The organism is Nocardia sp. CWNU-33 (assembly GCF_046764895.1).
GTDB lineage: Bacteria > Actinomycetota > Actinomycetes > Mycobacteriales > Mycobacteriaceae > Nocardia.
The window spans coordinates 322,945-342,650 of sequence record NZ_JBKOQN010000001.1 but is presented as its reverse complement, the minus strand read 5'-3'; the positions used below and the strand labels follow the sequence as shown (position 1 = coordinate 342,650).

Here is a 19,706-nt window from a genome sequence, read left to right as displayed (position 1 = left end):
CGTGCGCACATGCGACGGAGGTGAAATCGAGACGGCGCCGCTCGCTCAGCCTGCCTTGAGCCAGGCGGCGGCGCTGGTGGTGCCGTCGGTCAGCGGCGATCAGTTGGTCGACTATGTGGTGCCGCGGCCGGGTCGGCAGATCGAGCAGCAGCAACCCGTATCGGCCTGACCGTCGAGTCCCGCACCTTCCATTGCGGACGGCCGGACTCGCCTGCCGTGCTGCTCGAGGCGGTCGCGGCGGGAGCCTCGCTGGTCATTGTTCCCGACGCCGCCGATCCGGCGACGTCGCCGGCCGATGAATGGGTCACCCACCTGCTTGCCGATCGCACGACCCTCGACGCGATGGATATGACCTTGCCAGCGGATCTCCAGACCGTCGTGCTCGATGCGGGGTCGACGGTCGCGTCGGTGGCTGTGCCGGGGTCGGTCGCGCTCGTCTTGCTCGACGAGCTACTTGACGTCGGGGAGCCAGTAACGAACCCACGTCCGCAATCGGTATCTGCTGTGGTGGGGTAGGCCCCTGCCATGTGTTGTTGCGTTAACAAGTGGTTGGGAAGTTTCTGCGATGTTCGATGTGTTCGGGAATTGGCTGGTGTCCCAGCGTTGCTGTGATCGATTGGTGGCGCAAGCATGAGCCGCCCCACTCGTGTCCGTCCTACCCGAACCCGCGGAGCCCGAGTCACCACGTTGCCGCAGCTCATGGCGACTGCGGTGGAGTTGAACCCCGGTGGCGTCGCGCTCGTTCACGCCGACGCCACCACGACGCTCGCACAGCTGAGCTATGCGGAACTCGACGATCGATCCAACCGGCTGGCCAGACTCCTGATCGACCACGGCGTCGGGCCGGAGGACATGGTCGCCGTGGGTATTCCGCGGTCGGTGGAGTCGGTGGTCGCGGTCTGGGCGATCGCCAAGTGTGGCGCCGGATTTGTTCCCGTCGACCCGAACTATCCTGCCGATCGTGTCGCGCACATGGTCTCGGATTCCGGTGCCGTCCTGGGTTTGACCGTTGCTTCGGTGCGCGCCGACCTACCCGACCGGGTCGAGTGGCTGGAAATCGACACCGCCGAGCTGGTGCAGCTGCTGGGGGAGTACCCGGCCGATCCGGTCACCAATGCCGACCGGGCGCGGCCACTGCGTGCTGCGCACCCCGCCTACGTGATTTATACGTCCGGATCGACGGGCGCACCGAAGGGCGTGGTCGTCACGCAGGCGGGGCTGTCGAGTTTCTGCGATGAGCAGCGTGAGCGCTATCGGGTGACTACCGCATCGCGGACCCTGCACTTCGCGTCGCCTTCCTTCGATGCGTCGGTGCTGGAATTATTGCTGGCGCTCGGTGGGGCCGCGACGATGGTCGTGGTGTCGCCGACCGTCTACGGCGGTGACGAGCTGGCCGAGCTTTTGCGTCGGGAGCGAGTGACGCACGGGTTCATCACCCCGTCCGTCCTTGCTTCGCTGCCACCCGAGGGACTCGATGAGCTGCGGGTTGTAGTGGCCGGTGGTGAGGCCTGCCCACCAGAGCTGGTGCGGCGCTGGGTATTACCGATATCCGCGGGAACCCGCGAGTTCTGCAATGGTTACGGGCCCACCGAGACCACCATCATGGTCAATATCAGCGCCCCGATGACGCCGGGCGTGCCGGTGACGATCGGCGGCCCGATTCGTGCGATCACCGAATACGCGTTGGATGCGCAGCTGACGCCGGTACCGGACCGAGTGGTCGGCGAACTCTATGTCTCCGGGGCGCAGCTGGCCCGCGGATATCACGATCGGCCGGGGCTGACGGCAAGCCGGTTTGTGGCCGATCCATTCGGCCCGCCCGGCTCTCGGCTCTATCGCACCGGTGACCTGGTCCGCTGGACCGCGGATCAGGAGCTGGAGTATCTGGGGCGCAACGATTTCCAGGTGAAGATCCGCGGCTTCCGGATCGAGCTCGGCGAGATCGACGCGGTCCTCGCCGAACACGAGACCGTCGATTTCGCCGTGACCATCGGGCACCAACTGGAGAACGCCGGCACGATCCTCGTGTCGTATGTGCACGCCGCGAACGGTTTGCCGGTGGATCCGGCGGAGCTGACGGCGCTGGCCGAGCGCAGCCTGCCTGCGCATATGGTGCCGACCACCATCATGGTGCTCGACGAGATTCCGCTGACGCCCGTCGGCAAGCTGGATCGGGGGGCACTGCCGACGCCGCAGTTGCGTACCAAGGCTTTCCGCGCCCCGTCGGGGGTGATCGAGACGTTGGTTGCCGACACGTTCGCCGAACTCCTCGGTACCGATGCAGCGGTCGGCGCCGATGACGATTTCTTCGCACTCGGCGGTAACTCACTGATCGCCACGCAGCTGACGGCCCGCTTGGGCGCGGCCCTGGATACTCGCGTTCGAGCGCGCTGGCTGTTCGAGACGCCGACCGTCGCAGGGTTGGCCGCCACGCTGGCGGAGCATGCGGGTTCCGGCGGCCGCGTCGCACTGGTAGCCGGTCCGCGGCCGGAGCGTGTTCCACTGTCGCTCGCGCAGCAGCGGATGTGGTTCCTGAACCAATTCGATACCGCGTCCGCGGCATACAACATCCCGGTTGCCGTGCGACTGTCCGGTGATCTGGACCTCGCCGCGCTGCAGCTGGCCGTCGCGGATGTCGTGGCCCGTCACGAGGTGCTGCGCACGGTCTACCCGGCACACGATGGCATTGCGTACCAATCGGTGCTGCCGCCCGGGCAGGCGGTGCCGGACGTCTCCCCGGAACTGGTCGATGCCGCCGCGTTGCGGGAACAGATCGGCGGTCTGGTGGTCGCGGGCTTCGATGTGACCACCGAGGTGCCGTTGCGCGCCAAGCTGTTTCAGGTCGATGGTGTCGACACCGCCGCCGAATATGTGTTGGTCCTCGTCGCGCATCACATCAGTGCCGACGGCTGGTCGATAGGACCGTTGACCCGTGACTTGATGCTGGCGTATGCGGCACGCAGTGGCGGCGATGCACCAGCATGGGCTCCTCTGCCGGTGCAGTACGCGGATTTCGCACTGTGGCAGCGGGCTGTGCTCGGTTCCGAATCCGATCCGGAATCACTTGCCGGACAGCAGTTGTCGTACTGGAAGCAGGCGTTGGCCGGGTTGGCGGACGAACTGAACCTGCCGTCGGACCGGCCGCGTCCCGCGGTGCAGTCCTTTGCCGGTGGCCGCATCGATTTCGTGATCGATGCCGAGCGGCACGCGGCGTTGGTCCGGCTGGCGAAAGAACACAACGCCACCCTGTTCATGGTGGTGCACGCCGCGCTTGCGGTGCTGCTCGCGCGATTGTCGGGTGCGGACGATATCGCCATCGGTACTCCGGTGGCCGGTCGTGGTGAGGCCGAGCTCGACGACGTGATCGGCATGTTCGTCAACACTCTTGTGCTGCGCACCGAGGTGGCCGGGCAGCTGAGTTTCCTCGAGTTGCTTGCTCGCACCAGGGAAGCCGACCTGCAGGCCTTCGCGCATGCCGATCTGCCGTTCGAGCGGCTGGTCGATGTGCTGAGCCCGGAGCGCTCCTCGGCGCGGCAGCCGCTGTTCCAGGTGATGCTGTCGTTCCAGAACCTGCCCGATGCCGATTTCGAGCTCCCCGGGTTGCGGATCGGTGCGGTGGACTTCGAGGTCGAGACCGCGAAATTCGATCTGTCGCTGACCATTCAGGCAACGACGGGCACGGATGGCGGCATGGCGGCCTCGCTGTCGTTCGCCGAGGATCTGTTCGACGCCGCCACCGTCGCTGGTTTCGTCGAGCGATTCACCAGGGTGCTCGCGGCGGTCACCGGTAATCCCGACGCGCCGGTGGGCGATCTGCCGGTGCTGGCCCAGGACGAGTACGAGATGCTCACCCGGGTGCATCCGGTCGATGTCACGGGTGCAGACCTGTTGCCGGATATCTTGACCCGTGGTGTGCGATCGGGTGCCGACCGCATTGCGGTGCGGTATCGAGGACGGTCGATCAGTTACGGCGAATTGGACGAACACACTTCGCGATTGGCGCGGGTGCTGATCGATCGTGGTGTCGGTCCGGACCAGCTGGTTGTGCTGTGCTGCCCGCGCTCATACGAGACAGTCGCGGCCATGATGGCGGTGGCGAAAGCCGGCGGCGCGTGGGTGCCGGTCGACCCGACGCACCCGCGGGATCGGGTGCGATACATGGTCACCGATTCCAAGGCGGTTGTCGGCGTCACCTTTGCCGAATATGTCGACGAACTGCCCGACGACGTGGAGTGGCTGGTTCTCGACGATCCGGAGGTCGAGCAGTTGTGCGCGGCGCAGTCCGCGGCTGCGGTCACCGATGCCGATCGATTGGCGCCGTTGCACATTCGGCATCCCGCCTACGTGATCTACACGTCCGGCTCGACGGGGCGGCCCAAGGGTGTCGTGGTCACCCATACCGGTCTGAGCAGCTTGCTCGACTACGCGATCGAACTGCACCGGTTCGGGCCGCAGCATCGAATGTTGCACGTGCGCACCACCATTGCCGACCCTTCGGTGCTGGAATGGATGTGTGCCTTCGCCACCGGCGCGACCTTGGTGATCGTACCGTCGACCATTATCGGCGGACCCGACCTGAGTGAACTGATCCGTGTCGAGCGCGCGACACACACGATCATCACCCCGGCGGTACTCGGCACCTTGGATCCGACCGGGATGGACGACCTGGTTGTCGTCGATGTCGGTGGCGATGTCACGACAACGGAGCTGGTCGACAAGTGGCAGCCGGGCCGCAGGTATCTCAACGCCTATGGTCCGACCGAATCCACCATCACCTGCTCCTATGGTGATCTGGTCGCCGGGCGGCCGGTGACCATCGGGCCGCCGGTGCCGGGGACCTCGGCGCTGGTGCTGGACAGCAGGCTCAATCCGGTCCCGCCGGGTGTGGTCGGCGAGTTGTATCTGGCCGGCGCCGGATTGGCCCGCGGCTACAACAATCGCGCGGAGCTGACTTCGGAGCGTTTCATCGCCAATCCGTGGGGCGAGCCGGGTGCCAGGATGTACCGGACCGGTGATCTGGTGCGCCGGGTTCCCGAGCCGAACGGTCCGGTCGGTTGGACACTGGAGTATCTGGGGCGCACCGACTTCCAGGTCAAGATCCGCGGTTTCCGCATCGAGCTCGGTGAGATCGATGCGGTGCTCGGCAGCCATGACGATGTCGAATACGTGGTCACAATCGGCCGCGAGACCGCAGCAGGCGCACAGATTTTGGTGTCGTATGTGCTGGCGGCGCCAGGTCACGTGGTCGATCCGGCACGCCTCACCGAGTTCGCCGCGCGCAGTCTCGCGCCGTACATGGTGCCCGCGGCGATCGTGGTGCTCGACGAAGTTCCGTTGACTCCGATCGGCAAGTTGGATCGTAAGGCGTTGCCGGAGCCGGAGTTCAAGGTGACGGTGTCGCGTGAACCCGTCGGTGTGGTGGAGTCGCAGCTTGCCGGGTTGTTCGCCCAGGTGCTGGGTGTGGATCGGGTCGGTGTCGACGATTCGTTCTTCGCGGTCGGTGGCGACAGCATTATGTCGATCCAATTGGTGTCGCGGGCCAAGGTGGCCGGGATCGTGTTCACCCCACGGGATGTGTTCGAGCAGAAGACGGTGGCCCGGCTGGCCCGGGTCGCGGTGGACGTGGGGGATATTGCCCTGGTGGAGTTGGCCGAGCTGCCGGGTGGTGGTGTCGGTGAGGTCCCGTTGACGCCGGTGGTGGCCGCTTCGCTCGCTGCCGGTTCGTTCGGCCGGTTCGCCCAGGCCATGGTGCTCGGGCTGCCGGAGGATATCGACCACGCGGGTTTGGTCGCGACCGTCGGCGCGGTGCTCGATCATCACGACGTGCTGCGCTCGCGCGTATCGCAGGTCGATGGACGCTGGCGCTTCGAGGTGCAGGCACAGGGCGCTGTCGACGCGGCCACGCTGGTGCGCGAGGTCGAGGTACCCGCCGGTGTCGACGACACGGAGCTGAACCGAATCGGCAGCGCCGCTATGGATTCCGTGCTCGATGCGCTGGATCCCGCCGCGGGCGTGATGCTGGCTTTGGGGTGGGTGCGCAGGCCGGACGCACGTGACGCGCTGATCGTCGCGGCTCATCACGATGTGATCGACGGTGTGTCGTGGCGCATTCTGATCCCGGATCTGGTGCTGGCCTGGATTCAGCGCGCGTCCGGGCAGGCTGTCGCGCTGCCCGCCACCGGCACGTCGTTCCGGCGTTGGGCGCACGGTCTGGTCGAGGAGGCCGCCGGTGCCGCTCGGATCGGTGAGCTCGACTACTGGCGCGGGTTGCTGGCGGCATCGGATCCGCTGCTCGGCATCCGTGCCCTCGATCCCGCGGTGGACACCCATGCGACGGTGCGCCAGTTCGCGGTCCAGGTGCCGGTCGAGGTCACCGATGCGGTGTTGACCAAGGTGCCCGCGCTGTATCGCGGTGGTGTCAACGACGGTTTGCTCGCGGCGCTCGCTCTCGCAGTGCGTTCGTGGCGGGCCAGGCGCGGCATCGACGCCCCGGTTACTCGGGTGCGGTTGGAAGGACACGGCCGCGAGGAGGATGCGGTCCCCGGTGCGGATCTGACGCGCACCATTGGCTGGTTCACCAGTCTCTATCCGGTGGCGGTCGACCTGTCCGGTGTCGATATCGATGCGGCCAACGCCGGCGGGGCAGCCACGGCGGCCATGCTGAAGTCGGTGAAGGAGCAGCTGCTCACGGTGCCGGACAAGGGCATCGGCTTCGGCATGCTGCGCCACCTCAATCCCGATACCGCCGCTGCGCTGGCCGGCGATCTCGGGCAGATCGGGTTCAACTACCTGGGGCGGGTCTCCACGGGCGGGGTGCCCGAAGGGTTGGCCGATGCGGGCTGGCTGCCGACCGGCGATCTGGGTGATCTAGGCGTGGAACTGGATCCCGCCATGCCCGCCGCCGCGGTGGTGGACATCAACGCGATTGTGGCCGATACGGACGCGGGCCCGCTGATGAATGTCATGTTCCAGTACGCCGGTGAGATCATCGACGAGGCCGCGGTGCGCGAGCTGGCCGATGATTGGCTTGCCGCACTGACCGCAGTGGCTCGGCATGTGGCCGATCCGGCGGCCGGTGGTCTGACGCCGTCGGATGTGCCGCTGGTGCGAGTTTCCCAGGCGGAGTTGGACATCTGGCAGCGGGAGCATCCCGGTCTGGTTGATGTGTTGCCGCTGTCACCGCTGCAGTCCGGGTTGCTTTTCCTGATGGATCTGCTGGCCGGATCGGTGGATGCCTACGTCACCCAGTTGGCGGTCGAGCTGTCCGGCGATCTCGATCTGGATCGGATTCGTCGTGCGGCGCAGGCGATGCTGGACCGGCACGCGAACCTGCGGGCCGCCTTCGTACCCGCCGCGGACGGCACCCAGGTGCAACTGATCGCCGATGGCGTACAGGTGCCGTGGCGGATTGTCGACGCGGTGCCGGATGCCGATCTGGTGTCGCTGATGGCGGCCGATCGACGGCTCGGATTCGAGCCGACGACAGCACCGCTGTTGCGATTCACGGTGTACCGCACCGAAACCGGGCGTACCCACCTGGTGCTGACTTCGCATCACATTCTGCTGGATGGCTGGTCGACGCCGCTGCTGATGAAAGACCTCATGGTCTTCTACGCGACGCACGGTGATGCGTCGCTGTTGCCGCGGGTGCGGCCCTATCGCGATTACCTGGCCTGGCTGTCAGCGCAGGATCGGGAACTCACCGTGCGGGCCTGGGGCGCAGCGATGGACGGGGTGGAGCCGACCCTGCTGGCCCCGGCGCTGCCCGTGCCGCCGGCATCGGCAGCCGGCTTCGGTACCAACACCTTCGAGCTGTCCTCGGCAGAGCTGGCCGCGTTCGCTGCCGCGGCCGAGGTTACCGCCAACACGGTGGTACAGGCCGCATGGGCGCTGGTGATCGCTGGTATCACCGACCGCGAGGATGTGGTGTTCGGCGCCGCCGTTTCCGGGCGGCCGCCGCAATTGGACGGTGTCGACGACATGGTCGGACTGTTCGTGAACACCATCCCGGTCCGGGTTCGCTTCGATCCGCAGATGACGGTGCACGAGCTGTTGGGCAGGCTGCAGGGTGAGCAGGTTGCGCTGCTGGATCATCACTACCTCGGATTGGCCGATGTCCAGCGCACCGTCGGTGTCGGCGAATTGTTCGACACACTGGTGGCTTTCCAGTCCTACCCTGTCGATGCCGACGGTTTGCAGCAGGCGGGCAGCAATATCGACGGCCTCGCGGTCGCGGGGTTGCAGTCGGCCGAGTTCACGCACTACCCGTTCTCCGTGCAGGTCGAGATGGGCGCCCAGATTCATGTGAAGGTGATGCACCGGCGCGACACGGTGACCGACGCGGTGGCGCGCGACATCGTGGCGCGATTGCGGATCCTGATCACCGAATTGATCACGGCACCGCAACGCAGCATCGCGGCGACGAACTCGGTGCTCGACGCCGCGCAAACCGACCTGATCACGCAGGCCAAGTACTGGCGCGCCGCGCTGGCCGAGCTGCCGGATGAGCTGAATCTGCCCGCGGATCGGCGCCGTCCCGCAGTCCGATCGGCCATGGTCGGGCAGGTGCTGTTCGCCGTCGAGGACTCGGTATACCAGAGACTTCAGGCCATGGCCCGCGAGCGGAACACGACGATCTTCACCGTTGTGCACACCGCGCTCGCGGTGTTCCTTGCGCGGATGTCGACCACCGACGATATCGCCGTCGGTGCGCCGGTCGCGGGTCGATCCGTGACCGAATCAGACAGTGCCACAGGCGCATTCGTCAATTCGGTGGTGCTGCGCACCTTGGTGCGTGGCAAGGTCACGTTCGCCGAACTGCTCGCGCAGGTGCACGCCACGGAACTGGATGCGTTCGCGCACGCCGACATTCCGTTCGATCAGCTGGTCGATCTGCTGACCCCGGAGCGCTCGGCGGCTCGGCACCCGCTGTTCCAAGTGGCGCTCTCGGTCGACACCGACACCGATGCCGGGGTCGGGGTCGATACCGAACAGCTCGATCTGGCACTGAACGTCCGCCGGTCGGACGACGGCGTGCACGCGGCGTTCGCCTATGCGCGCGATTTGTTCGACGAGGACACGGTGCGGGTGTTCGCGGAGCGATTCGTCCGATTGCTGGACACGATGCTCGCCCGGCCGGATGCGCCGGTCGGTGATGTGTCCCTGCTCGCTGAATCCGAATACGAATACCTGACTCGGGTGCGGCCGAACCAGTCGATGGCCGGTGCGAGTCCGGCGGGGACGGAGCGAACACGGCCGGCCACCCTGCCGGAGCTGATGGCGGCTGCGCTGCAAGCGAACCCCCTCGGTACCGCCGTCGTCTTCGCCGATGCGACGACGACATCGGCGCAGCTGACCTACGCCGAACTCGACAAACGGTCGACCCGGCTCGCATGGTCGCTGATCGACCGCGGGGTCGGTCCCGAAGATCTTGTGGTGGTAGGAATTCCGAGGTCGGTGGAGTCCGTGCTCGCGGTGTGGGCGGTGGCCAAGACAGGCGCGGGATTCGTGCCGGTCGACCCGAATTATCCGGCCGAGCGGATCGCGCACACGGTGTCGGACTGCGGTGCGGTGCTCGGGCTCAGCGTCGCTTCGGTCCGCGACGACCTGCCGGACCAGGTCGAATGGCTGGATATCGACGCGCAGGGATTCGGTGCTGCGGGGGCGGGGCATCCGGACGCACCGATTACCGATGACGACCGCGTGCGGCCGCTGCGCGCCGAGCATCCGGCCTACGTGATCTACACATCAGGGTCGACAGGCACGCCGAAGGGCGTGACGGTTACCCAGGCCGGACTGGCGGGCTTCTGCGAGGAGCAGCGCGTTCGGTACCGGGTGACCAGTGCCGCGCGCACCCTGCATTTCGCATCCCCCGCTTTCGATGCGTCGGTGCTGGAGCTGCTCCTCGCACTCGGCGCCGCGGCAACGATGGTGGTGGTCTCGCCCGCGGTCTACGGCGGTGGCGAACTAGCGGCGCTGTTGCGCCGCGAGCAGGTCACGCATGCGTTCATCACCCCGGCAGCCCTTGCTTCGGTGGATCCGACCGGCCTCGACGACCTGCGTGTCGTGGTTGCCGGCGGTGAAGCATGTCCGCCGGATCTGGTCCGGCGTTGGGTCTTGCCGATCGGGCAGCAGGGCACCCGCGAGTTCTTCAATGGCTACGGGCCGACCGAGACCACGATCATGACCAACATCAGCGCCCCGATGGTGCCGGGTGCGCTGGTGACGATCGGCGGCCCGATCCGCGAGATCGGCGAGTATGTCCTCGACGAGCGGCTACGGCCGGTGCCCGATGGCGTGATCGGCGAGCTCTACATTGCCGGGGCACAGTTGGCGCGCGGCTATCACGCCCGCCCTGGGCTGAGCGCGGGACGGTTCATTCCCAATCCGTTCGACACCAGTGGTTCTCGCATGTACCGCACCGGCGACCTGGTGCGGTGGACTGCGGACAGTGAGCTGGAATACATGGGGCGCAACGACTTCCAGGTGAAGATTCGCGGTTTCCGTATCGAGCTCGGCGAGATCGATACGGTGCTCGGCGCGCATGAGAATGTCGACTTCGTGGCCACGATCGGCCACGAACTCGACAACGGCACAACGATTCTGGCCGCCTATGTGCATGTGGTCGGTGCGGCCGAAGTCGATGCCGAGGAGTTGACCGCATTCGCACAGCAGCGGCTGCCCGCGCACATGGTCCCGACCACCATTACCGTGCTCGACGATATTCCGCTGACGCCGGTCGGCAAGCTGGACCGTCGTGCGCTGCCCGAACCGGTATTCGCGGCGCGGCCGTTCCGTGCGCCGTCGACGCCGGTCGAGAAGATTGTCGCGCGGACGTTCGCCGAGGTGCTCGGTCTTACCGAGAGCACCGACGGTAGTGCGGCGGATAATCGAATCGGGTTGGACGACAACTTCTTCGAACGTGGCGGAAACTCTTTGGTCGCCACGAAACTGGTGCGTCTGCTGAGCACGGAGCTCGGCGAACGTATCCCGGTTATGTGGGTGTTCAACGCGCCTACTCCGGCGGAGCTGGCCACCGAGGTGGAACGGCGCCGCGGCGGCCAGGTCGCCGACGATTCCGCGTTCGACGTGTTGCTGCCGTTGCGGCAGTCGGGATCGCTGGAGCCGCTGTTCTGCATTCATCCGGTCGGCGGTCTGTCCTGGTCGTTCGCTGGTCTGGCCGCGCACGTCGATCGGGAGCGGCCGATCTACGGTTTGCAGTCACCCTCGCTCGGCTCCGACGAAGCACTGCCGAATTCGATCGAAGATTGGGCGCGGCGCTATATCAAGGAGATCCGTTCGGTGCAGCCGCAGGGGCCGTACCACTTGTTGGGCTGGTCGCTCGGTGGTGTCATCGCGCACGCCATCGCTGTGCAGTTGCAGGACGAGGGCGAGCAGGTCGGTCTGCTGGCGATGATGGACAGCTTCTTGGCCACCGCCATTGATGTCGAGGCCGTCGAAGCCGACGCCACACCCGAGCCGTTACCGATTGCCGAGTTGGTCGGTGGATTGTTCGGCGACGTCGACCTGGGCCTCGATGCGGACATCGACGTGGCAAGGCTGGCCGACCAGTTGGCAGGACTGCCGGAACCGTTCGCCTCGTTCGGCCCCGAGCGGATTACCCGAGTGGTCGATGCGGGTATTCGATCGGCAGCCCTCATGTACGAGTACCGCGCCCGCCCCTTCCATGGTGACCTCGTCTACTTCACCGCGGCCCACGATGCGCCTGCCGGTAGCGCAGGCGCCGCGACATGGGTCGCCGCGGTCGATGGCACCGTGCGCGACTTCGACGTGGCGCAAACGCATTGGCGGATGACGGCGGGCTCGGCGCTGGCCCGCATCGGCTCGGTACTGGACGAGGTGTGGGCGGGTTCGCCCGGTAGTGCTGCCGCTGTCGAATAACACCTGGTAGCAGGTAATATTCGGCGCCGGTCGGGATCGAGTCGGTAGTGTCCGACGCGATCTCGACCGGCACCGCGCTCGACCGGATCGTCGAGGTGCTGACCGCGAGCTCGCGGTGCACGGCATTATGAACCATTGACCAGTCAGAACATTCGCCGAACGACTCGCGTCAGCCCGGCTCCCCGGGTAACTTACCGGGGCGTAACACCGTGGGCCCCCGATGCACCTGGCACTCGAGGCGGTCACCGGCGCACGCCTACACTTCTTTCGTTGCGTGGTCGCAGTCGCCCAGAACGACGACCTCGAAGTGGGGCTTTGGAGATAGTGTCGGCCGCGCGGCCCGGCTTGACGCGAGAGGTGAATGAACTCGAATGGATATTGCTCGACGTTCTGTTCGTGTCAACCGCCGTCGGCGGTCGGGGGCGCCGCTTCTCGGGCAGCTGCTGACCGCAGCGGTCGAGTCAGCGGCGAATGCGGCGGCGATCCGGTTCAACCCGACCGGTGATCCGGCCGATCAGCGTGAGCTCACCTACCGCGAGCTGGATGAGGCGTCCTCACGCCTTGCGCGTGAGCTGATCGATCGCGGTGCAGGCCCGGGGGACCTGGTGGCGATCGCGATCACCCGCTCGGTGGAATCGGTGCTCGCGGTCTGGGCCGTCGCGAAGACCGGGGCTGCCTATGTGCCGGTCGATCCGGCCTATCCCGCGGACCGGATCGCGCACATCCTGTCCGACGCGCAGGTCCTCTTCGGACTCACCACGCAGGCGCATCGCGCGGGCCTCGGGCGATCGGTGTACTGGATCGAACTCGACGATCCGGTGGTCGCCGAACGCTTCGCCGCCCGGCCCGAGCATCCGATCTCCTACACCGATCGGGTCCGGCCGCTCATCGACAAGCATCCGGCCTACGTCATCTACACGTCAGGATCGACCGGACAGCCCAAGGGTGTCGTCGTCACCCACACCGGGCTTTCCGGCCTGGTCACCGCGCAATGCGAGCGCTACGCGGTCACCGACCGATCCCGGGTCACGCAGCTGAGCTCACCGAGCTTCGACCTCTCGCTGATGGAGATGCTCTTCACCTTCGCCTCGGGCGCCACACTCGTCATCGTGCCGCCGAAGGTGTTCGGCGGCGCCGACCTTGCCGATCTCCTCCGCCGCGAGCGGATTACCCATCTGCTGATCACACCGGGCGCACTGGAGTCGGTCGAGCCGACCGGCCTCGACGAGCTGCGCGTCGTCGTGGTGGGTGGTGATCGGGTCCATCCCGAACTCGTCGGCCGCTGGGCGACCGGCGACCGCACGATATTCAACGCCTACGGTCCGACCGAGGCCACGGTCATGGTCACCACCACCGCGCCGATGCGGCCGCACGCGGAAGTCACCATCGGCGCAGCCATCCCGGGAGTCGGCGCGTTCGTGCTGGATTCGCGATTGCGCCCGGTGCCTGCGGGCGTGATCGGCGAGCTGTACCTCTCCGGGGCCGCACTCGCGCAGGGCTATCTCGGGCAGCCCGCGCTGACCGCGGACCGGTTCGTCGCCAGCCCTTTCGACGCCGAGACCGGCGCCGAGGACAGCAGGCTCTACCGCACCGGCGACCTGGTCCGGCGGCGCGAATCCGATGGCGCCTTCGAATATCTCGGCCGCTGCGACTTCCAGGTGAAGATCCGCGGCATCCGTGTCGAACTGGGTGAGATCGACAGTGTGCTGACCAGCTATCCCGGCATCGATTTCGCCGCGACCGTCGGCACCACGCTCCCGTCGGCGATGGCGCTTGTCGCCTACGTGCTCGCGCATCCCGGCGTCGTTGTCGATACCGCCGAGCTCGCGGCGTTCGCCGGAAAATCGTTGCCCGACTATATGGTTCCCAGCGCCATCGTGGTGCTCGACGAAATTCCGCTCACCCCGGCGGGGAAGCTGGACCGGGCCGCGCTGCCCGAACCGGTGTTCGCGACCGAACAATTCCGCGCACCGGCCACCCGGACCGAACAGATCGTCGCCGACGTCTTCGCGGCGCTGCTGGTCGCGGGCGCCACCGATACCGGTGGCCAGGTCGGCGTGGATGACGACTTCTTCGCGCTCGGCGGAAACTCGTTGCTGGCGGCGCAGGCCGTGGCGCGCATCGGCAACGCACTGGACGCGCGAGTGCCGATGCAGCTGCTCTTCGAGGCGTCTTCCGTTGCCGGGCTTGCCGAGCGGGTGGAGCGGCTGGCCGGTACTGCCGCTGGTCCGGCACTCGGTTCGCTGCCGCGGCCCGATCGGATTCCGCTGTCGTTCGCGCAGCAGCGGATGTGGTTCCTGAACCGCTTCGACCCGGCGAGCGCGGTCGACAACATTCCCGTGGCAGTGCGGTTGTCGGGTCGGCTCGATGTCGACGCGCTGCGCGCTGCGGTGCGCGATGTGGTCGAGCGGCACGAGTCGCTGCGCACGATCTATCCCGATATCGACGGCGAAGGCTTCCAGGTCGTGCTGCCGGTCGAGGATGTGCGGGCGGTTCCCGAGCTCGAGCCGCAGCAGGTCGCCGAGATCGATTTGCCCCACTTCGTCACCGCGGCCATCATCGATGGCTTCGATGTGACGACCGAACCTCCGGTGCGGCTGCGGCTGTTGCAGACCAGCGATGCCGAACACGTGCTGGTGTGCGTTGTCCACCACATCGCGGGCGACGGTTTCTCGATGGCCCCGCTGACCAGGGACCTGATGGCCGCGTATGTGACTCGGACGCGGGCCGGCCGGCCGGACTGGCAGCCGCTGGCCGTGCAGTACCCCGACTACGCGATCTGGCAGCGGGCGATTCTGGGCAGCGAGGATGACGCGAATTCGCTTTCGGCCCGGCAGATTGCCTACTGGCAGCACGAATTGGCTGATCTTCCTGGCCAATTGGAATTGCCGGTGGACCGGCCGCGTCCCGTGGTCGCGACCAACAATGGCGCGGTCTTCGCCTTCGATATCGATGCCGAGGTGCATCAGCTGCTGCGCAATGTTGCGCAGCAGCACAATTCGACGCTGTTCATGGTGGTGCACGCTGCGCTCGCGGTGCTGCTCGCGCGGTTGTCGGGCACCAGGGACATCGCGATCGGGACGCCGGTCGCCGGTCGTGGCGCGGCGGCGCTCGACGATCTGATCGGTATGTTCGTCAATACCCTTGTGCTGCGCACCGATATCGACCCCGACAGCACCTTCGGCCAGCTGCTGCGCGCGGTACGACAGACCGATGTACAAGCCTTCGGCCACGCCGACGTGACGTTCGAGCGGCTGGTCGAGTTGCTCGATCCGGTCCGTTCCACAGCGCGGCATCCGCTCTTCCAGGTGATGCTGACCTTCCAGAACCTGACGCAGCCGGAGCTGGAACTTCCCGGTCTGGCTGTGTCACCCATGGAGATGGCGCTGCCGGTGGCAAAGTTCGACCTGCAACTGGAAGTCGTCGAGAACATCGATGCCGACGGTGCCGCACAAGGTATTTCGGCACTGCTCACCTATGCGACGGACCTGTTCGACGCGGCCACCGTGCACGACTTCGCCGACCGCTTCTGCAAGATCCTCGGCGCGGTGGCCGCCGATTCCGCCGCCGTCGTCGGCGATATCGACGTGTACGCACCCGGTGAGCGTGCACTGGTGCTGCACGAATGGAACACCCCCGGCGTGCGGGTGCCCGAGGTGACCCTGGTCGACCTCATCGCCGCCCAGGTGCGAGCGCGACCCGATGCCACCGCCGTGCGTTGCGGGGACACCACACTGACTTTCGGCGAGTTACAGCGTCGCGCCAACCGGGTGGCACGGGCCTTGATAGCTCGCGGCGCAGGACCGGAAACGCTTGTCGCCGTGGCGGTTTCACGGACCGAGGAGCTGCCGGTCGCCCTGCTCGGGGTGCTCACGACCGGGGCGGCGTACCTGCCCGTCGATACCGCCTACCCGGTGCAGCGGCTGGAATACATGCTCGCCGACGCCGCACCGGTGTGCGTGCTCAGCACCGCGAGCGAACGGGATGCCGTGCCCCCCGGCGATATTCCGGTCGTGCTGCTGGAGGAAGCGTCCGAATTCGCCGACGGCAGGATCATCGATGCCCATCGCATCGCGCCGCTGCGCCCGGACAATCTGGCCTACGTCATTTACACCTCCGGCTCGACGGGCGAGCCGAAGGGCGTCGGCGTCGCGCACCGCAATGTCCTGGAGTTGTTCGCAAACACCCAGCTGCTTCTCGAATTCGACGAAACCGATGTGTGGACGCTGTTCCACTCCTTCGCCTTCGACTTCTCGGTGTGGGAGTTGTGGTGTGCGCTGGCCAACGGCGGCAGCGTGGTGATGGTCGACCACTTCACCGCACGCACTCCGGAACAGTTGCGCGAGTTGCTGATTCGCGAGGGCGTCACCGTGCTGAATCAGACGCCCTCGGCGTTCTACCAGCTGGCCGAGGCCGACCGCGCGGCGCAGTCCGCCGCCGCGGGCAGGCTGGCGCTGCGCTACGTGATATTCGGCGGCGAGGCACTGGATCTGCGTCAGCTGCAGCCCTGGTACGAGCGGCACGCGATGAACGAGCCGTGGCTGGTGAACATGTACGGCATCACCGAAACCACGGTGCACGTGTCGTTCCTGTCGCTGGACGAGCGACTCGTCCACAACGCCGCGAGTGTGATCGGCCGTGCCCTACCCGGCCTGGACGCCTTCGTTCTGGACACTCGGTTGCATCCCGCCCCGGTCGGGGTGGCCGGGGAGATCTATGTCGCGGGCGGTCAGCTGTCGCGGGGGTATCTCGGCAGGCCGGGACTGGCGGCGACGCGTTTCGTCGCAAATCCGTTCGGCGCGGCTGGATCTCGGATGTACCGCAGCGGCGACGTCGGCCGCTGGGTCGGTTTCGGCGGCGAGGCGAGCCTGGAGTACGCAGGGCGCAGCGATCAGCAGGTGCAGTTGCGCGGATTCCGCATCGAGCTCGGCGAGATCGAGTCCGCGCTGCTGCGCTGTCCCGGCGTGAGCCGGGCCGCGGTGCTCGTCCATTCGGACGAACACGCGGGCGATCGGCTCATCGGCTATGTCGTCCCCGCAGCCGCCGAGGACGGGCGGCGCTACCGGCTCGATCCGATCGAACTGCGTAGTCAGGTGGCCGAGTTCCTGACCGGCTACATGGTGCCCGATGCGTTCGAGATCATCGAGACGTTGCCGCTCACGCCCAATGGCAAGCTCGATCGAAGGGCGCTGCCCGCGCCGGCATTCATCAGTACCACCACCTTCCGTGCGCCGGGCTCACCCATCGAGCAGGCCGTCGCCAAGGTGTTCGCCGGGCTGCTCGGCGTCGACGAGGTGGGGCTGGACGACGACTTCTTCCTGCTCGGCGGCAATTCGCTGCTGGCGACCAGAGCCGTCGCCAGGATCAACGAGGCGCTGCACGCGAACATCGTGGTGCGAGAGTTGTTCGAGGCGAGCACCGTCGGCACGCTTGCAGCCCGCATCGTGCCCGGCGCCGCGGCAGCCGCCGAAGCCAGGTCGCCGCTGGTGCGTATGACTCGGCCGGATCGGATTCCGCTGTCGCTGGCCCAGCAGCGGATGTGGGTGCTGAACCGGGTCGATCCGAACTCGCTCGCCTACAACATCCCGATGGCGATCCGGCTGACCGGCGCACTGGATGTCGACGCGCTGCGCTATGCCATCGCCGATGTGCTCGAACGACACGAGTCGCTGCGCACCCGCTACCCGACCGACGGGCCGGGCGGGGCGGCGTACCAGGAGATCCTGCCGGTCGACCAGGTGCTTCCCGGTGGTCTCGCGGTGGAGGTCACCACCGATCCGGTCGCCAGACTCACCGCGATGATGTCCACCGGATTCGATGTGACAGAACAGGTTCCGGTGCGGGCGCTGCTGCTGAACGTCACCGCGGCGGTGCGCCGCGCGGGGTCGGCGGAGGTGCATCTGCTGGTTCTCGTCGTGCACCACATCACCGCCGACGGCACCTCGATGGTGCCGTTGGCGCGGGATCTGATGACCGCCTATCTCGCACGCATCCACGGCAATTCGCCCGATTGGCAGCCGCTGGAGGTGCAGTACGCGGACTTCGCGATCTGGCAGCGCGAGGTCATCGGGGCCGATGACGATGAGAACTCGGTTGCTGCACGGCAATTGGCGTACTGGCGCGAGCAGCTCGACGGATTGTCCGGCGCACTGGAGCTTCCGGTGGACCGACCGCGGCCCGCTACGCCGTCCATGCGTGGCGCATCGACCGCGATCCGGGTGCCCGCCGCCGTGCACGAAGGACTCGTGCGTATTGCGCGGGAACAGCATTCGACGCTGTTCATGGTCGTGCACGCGGCGCTGGCCGTGCTCCTGGCCCGGCTGTCGGGCAGCTCCGATATCGCGGTCGGCACCCCGTTCGCCGGGCGCGCCGAGCGCGCACTCGACGATCTGGTCGGCATGTTCGTCAATTTGCTGACGCTGCGTACCGCGGTGCCGTCCGGGATCGACTTCGCCGCTCTGGTCGATCAGGTCAGGGAGACCGATCTTTCGGCATTCGCCAACGCGGACATTCCGTTCGAGCGGGTGGTCGAGGAGACCGTGCTTGCGCGCCCGGCAGGGCGCCATCCGCTGTTCCAGGTGGCGCTGTCGTTCGAGGACACCGAGCCGCCGTCGCTGGAACTGCCGGGACTGACGGTGACGGGGCTGGACGCGGGCACAGTGACCGCGAAGTTCGATCTCCAGCTGATCGTCGAGCCACGCCATCGTGGCGACGGATCGCCCGACGAGATGCTCGCGGTATTCGCCTATGCGACGGATATTTTCGATCACGCTACGGTGCAGGCCTTCGGGCGGCGCTTCGAGCGGATACTTGCGGCCGTCGTCGCCGACCCGCAAGTGTGCGTCGGTGACATCGACATTCTCGATGCGCAGGAGCGCAGTCGAGTGCCGACCGCACCGGTCGCGGACGCGGACGCGGGTACCGAGAACTCCGCGTGCACCGCGCGGATCGCGCCGACCCAATTGCTGGCCGTCGCGGTGGAATCCGATCCGTTCGGGCCCGCGGTGGTGTCCGGCGAAGCCGAACTGTCCTACCAGGACCTCGACGCCGGATCTTCGCGACTGGCCCGGGTATTGATCGGTCACGGCTGTGGACCAGGCACCGGCGTCGCGGTGCGACTCGACCGCAGCCCCGACGTGGCGACCACCATCTGGGCCGTGCTGAAGGCGGGTGCCGCCCTGGTTCCGATGCGGGCGGCCGACTCGGCGCTGCCGAGCGAGCCCGCGCTGAAGGTCGGCATCAGCTCGGCGAGCGATATCACGCGTCGCGGGGTGGCGCCGACCGGCGGCATCGACTGGCTCATCCTCGACGATCCCGCGGTGATTGCCGAAATCGACCTCCAATCGTCCAAGCCCGTGACCTACGCGAATCGAGCAAGGACGCTGCGGGGTGACGATCCGGCGATCGTGCTCCCCGACATCGGTGCGACGTTGACCTACGACGAATTGGCGACCGCGGCGCAACGGCTGGTCGCCGGCGCCGGGCTCACTTTCGAATCCCGTACTTTCCGGCACGGTCGTCCTGAGACGATGGCCGCGCTGCTGGAAGTGATCGCTACGGGCGCGGTGGGCGCCTCGGTGGTCGCACCGGGCACAGCGGAGCTCCATTTGCCCGAGGTGCTTGCCGACGAATGGATCACTCACCTTTTCACCGACGCCGCCGGTCTGGCCGCCGTCGAGGTCGGTGAACCCGCGGATCTGCAGGTTGTGGTGCTCGACGACGGTGCTGCCCGACCGATGCTCATCGCGGGCGATAGCGTCGAGGTGCTCGCGCTGCCGGATCTGCTCCGGCAGTAGGGCACCAAT

3 protein-coding genes and 1 pseudogene are annotated in these 19,706 nt (G+C 66.9%); all 4 read left to right on the top strand.

Annotation, left to right across the window (positions count from 1 at the left end; translation table 11 throughout):
• Nucleotide 1: 1 nt before the first annotated feature.
• Nucleotides 2-169 carry a hypothetical protein gene (locus ACLMAL_RS00990; protein ID WP_411997347.1) on the top strand — a complete coding sequence of 56 codons (168 nt, stop codon included), beginning with the start codon at nt 2-4 and terminating at the stop codon, nt 167-169.
• A 47-nt stretch (nt 170-216) separates the two neighbouring features.
• Entirely contained in the window at nt 217-516 is a 300-nt protein-coding gene (locus ACLMAL_RS00985) for a hypothetical protein (RefSeq protein WP_411997346.1), read from the top strand.
• Between the two features lie 120 nt (nt 517-636).
• Nucleotides 637-11,901: pseudogene (locus ACLMAL_RS00980) on the top strand (amino acid adenylation domain-containing protein); the annotation flags it as partial.
• Nucleotides 11,902-12,272: 371 nt separating this feature from the next.
• Nucleotides 12,273-19,697 carry an amino acid adenylation domain-containing protein gene (locus tag ACLMAL_RS00975; protein WP_411997345.1) on the top strand — a complete coding sequence of 2,475 codons (7,425 nt, stop codon included), beginning with the start codon at nt 12,273-12,275 and terminating at the stop codon, nt 19,695-19,697.
• Nucleotides 19,698-19,706: the final 9 nt, after the last annotated feature.

Bases quoted from the DNA above. Each gene is read 5' to 3' on its own strand.
- ACLMAL_RS00975 (WP_411997345.1), top strand. From the start codon at position 12,273: ATGGATATTGCTCGACGTTCTGTTCGTGTCAACCGCCGTCGGCGGTCG.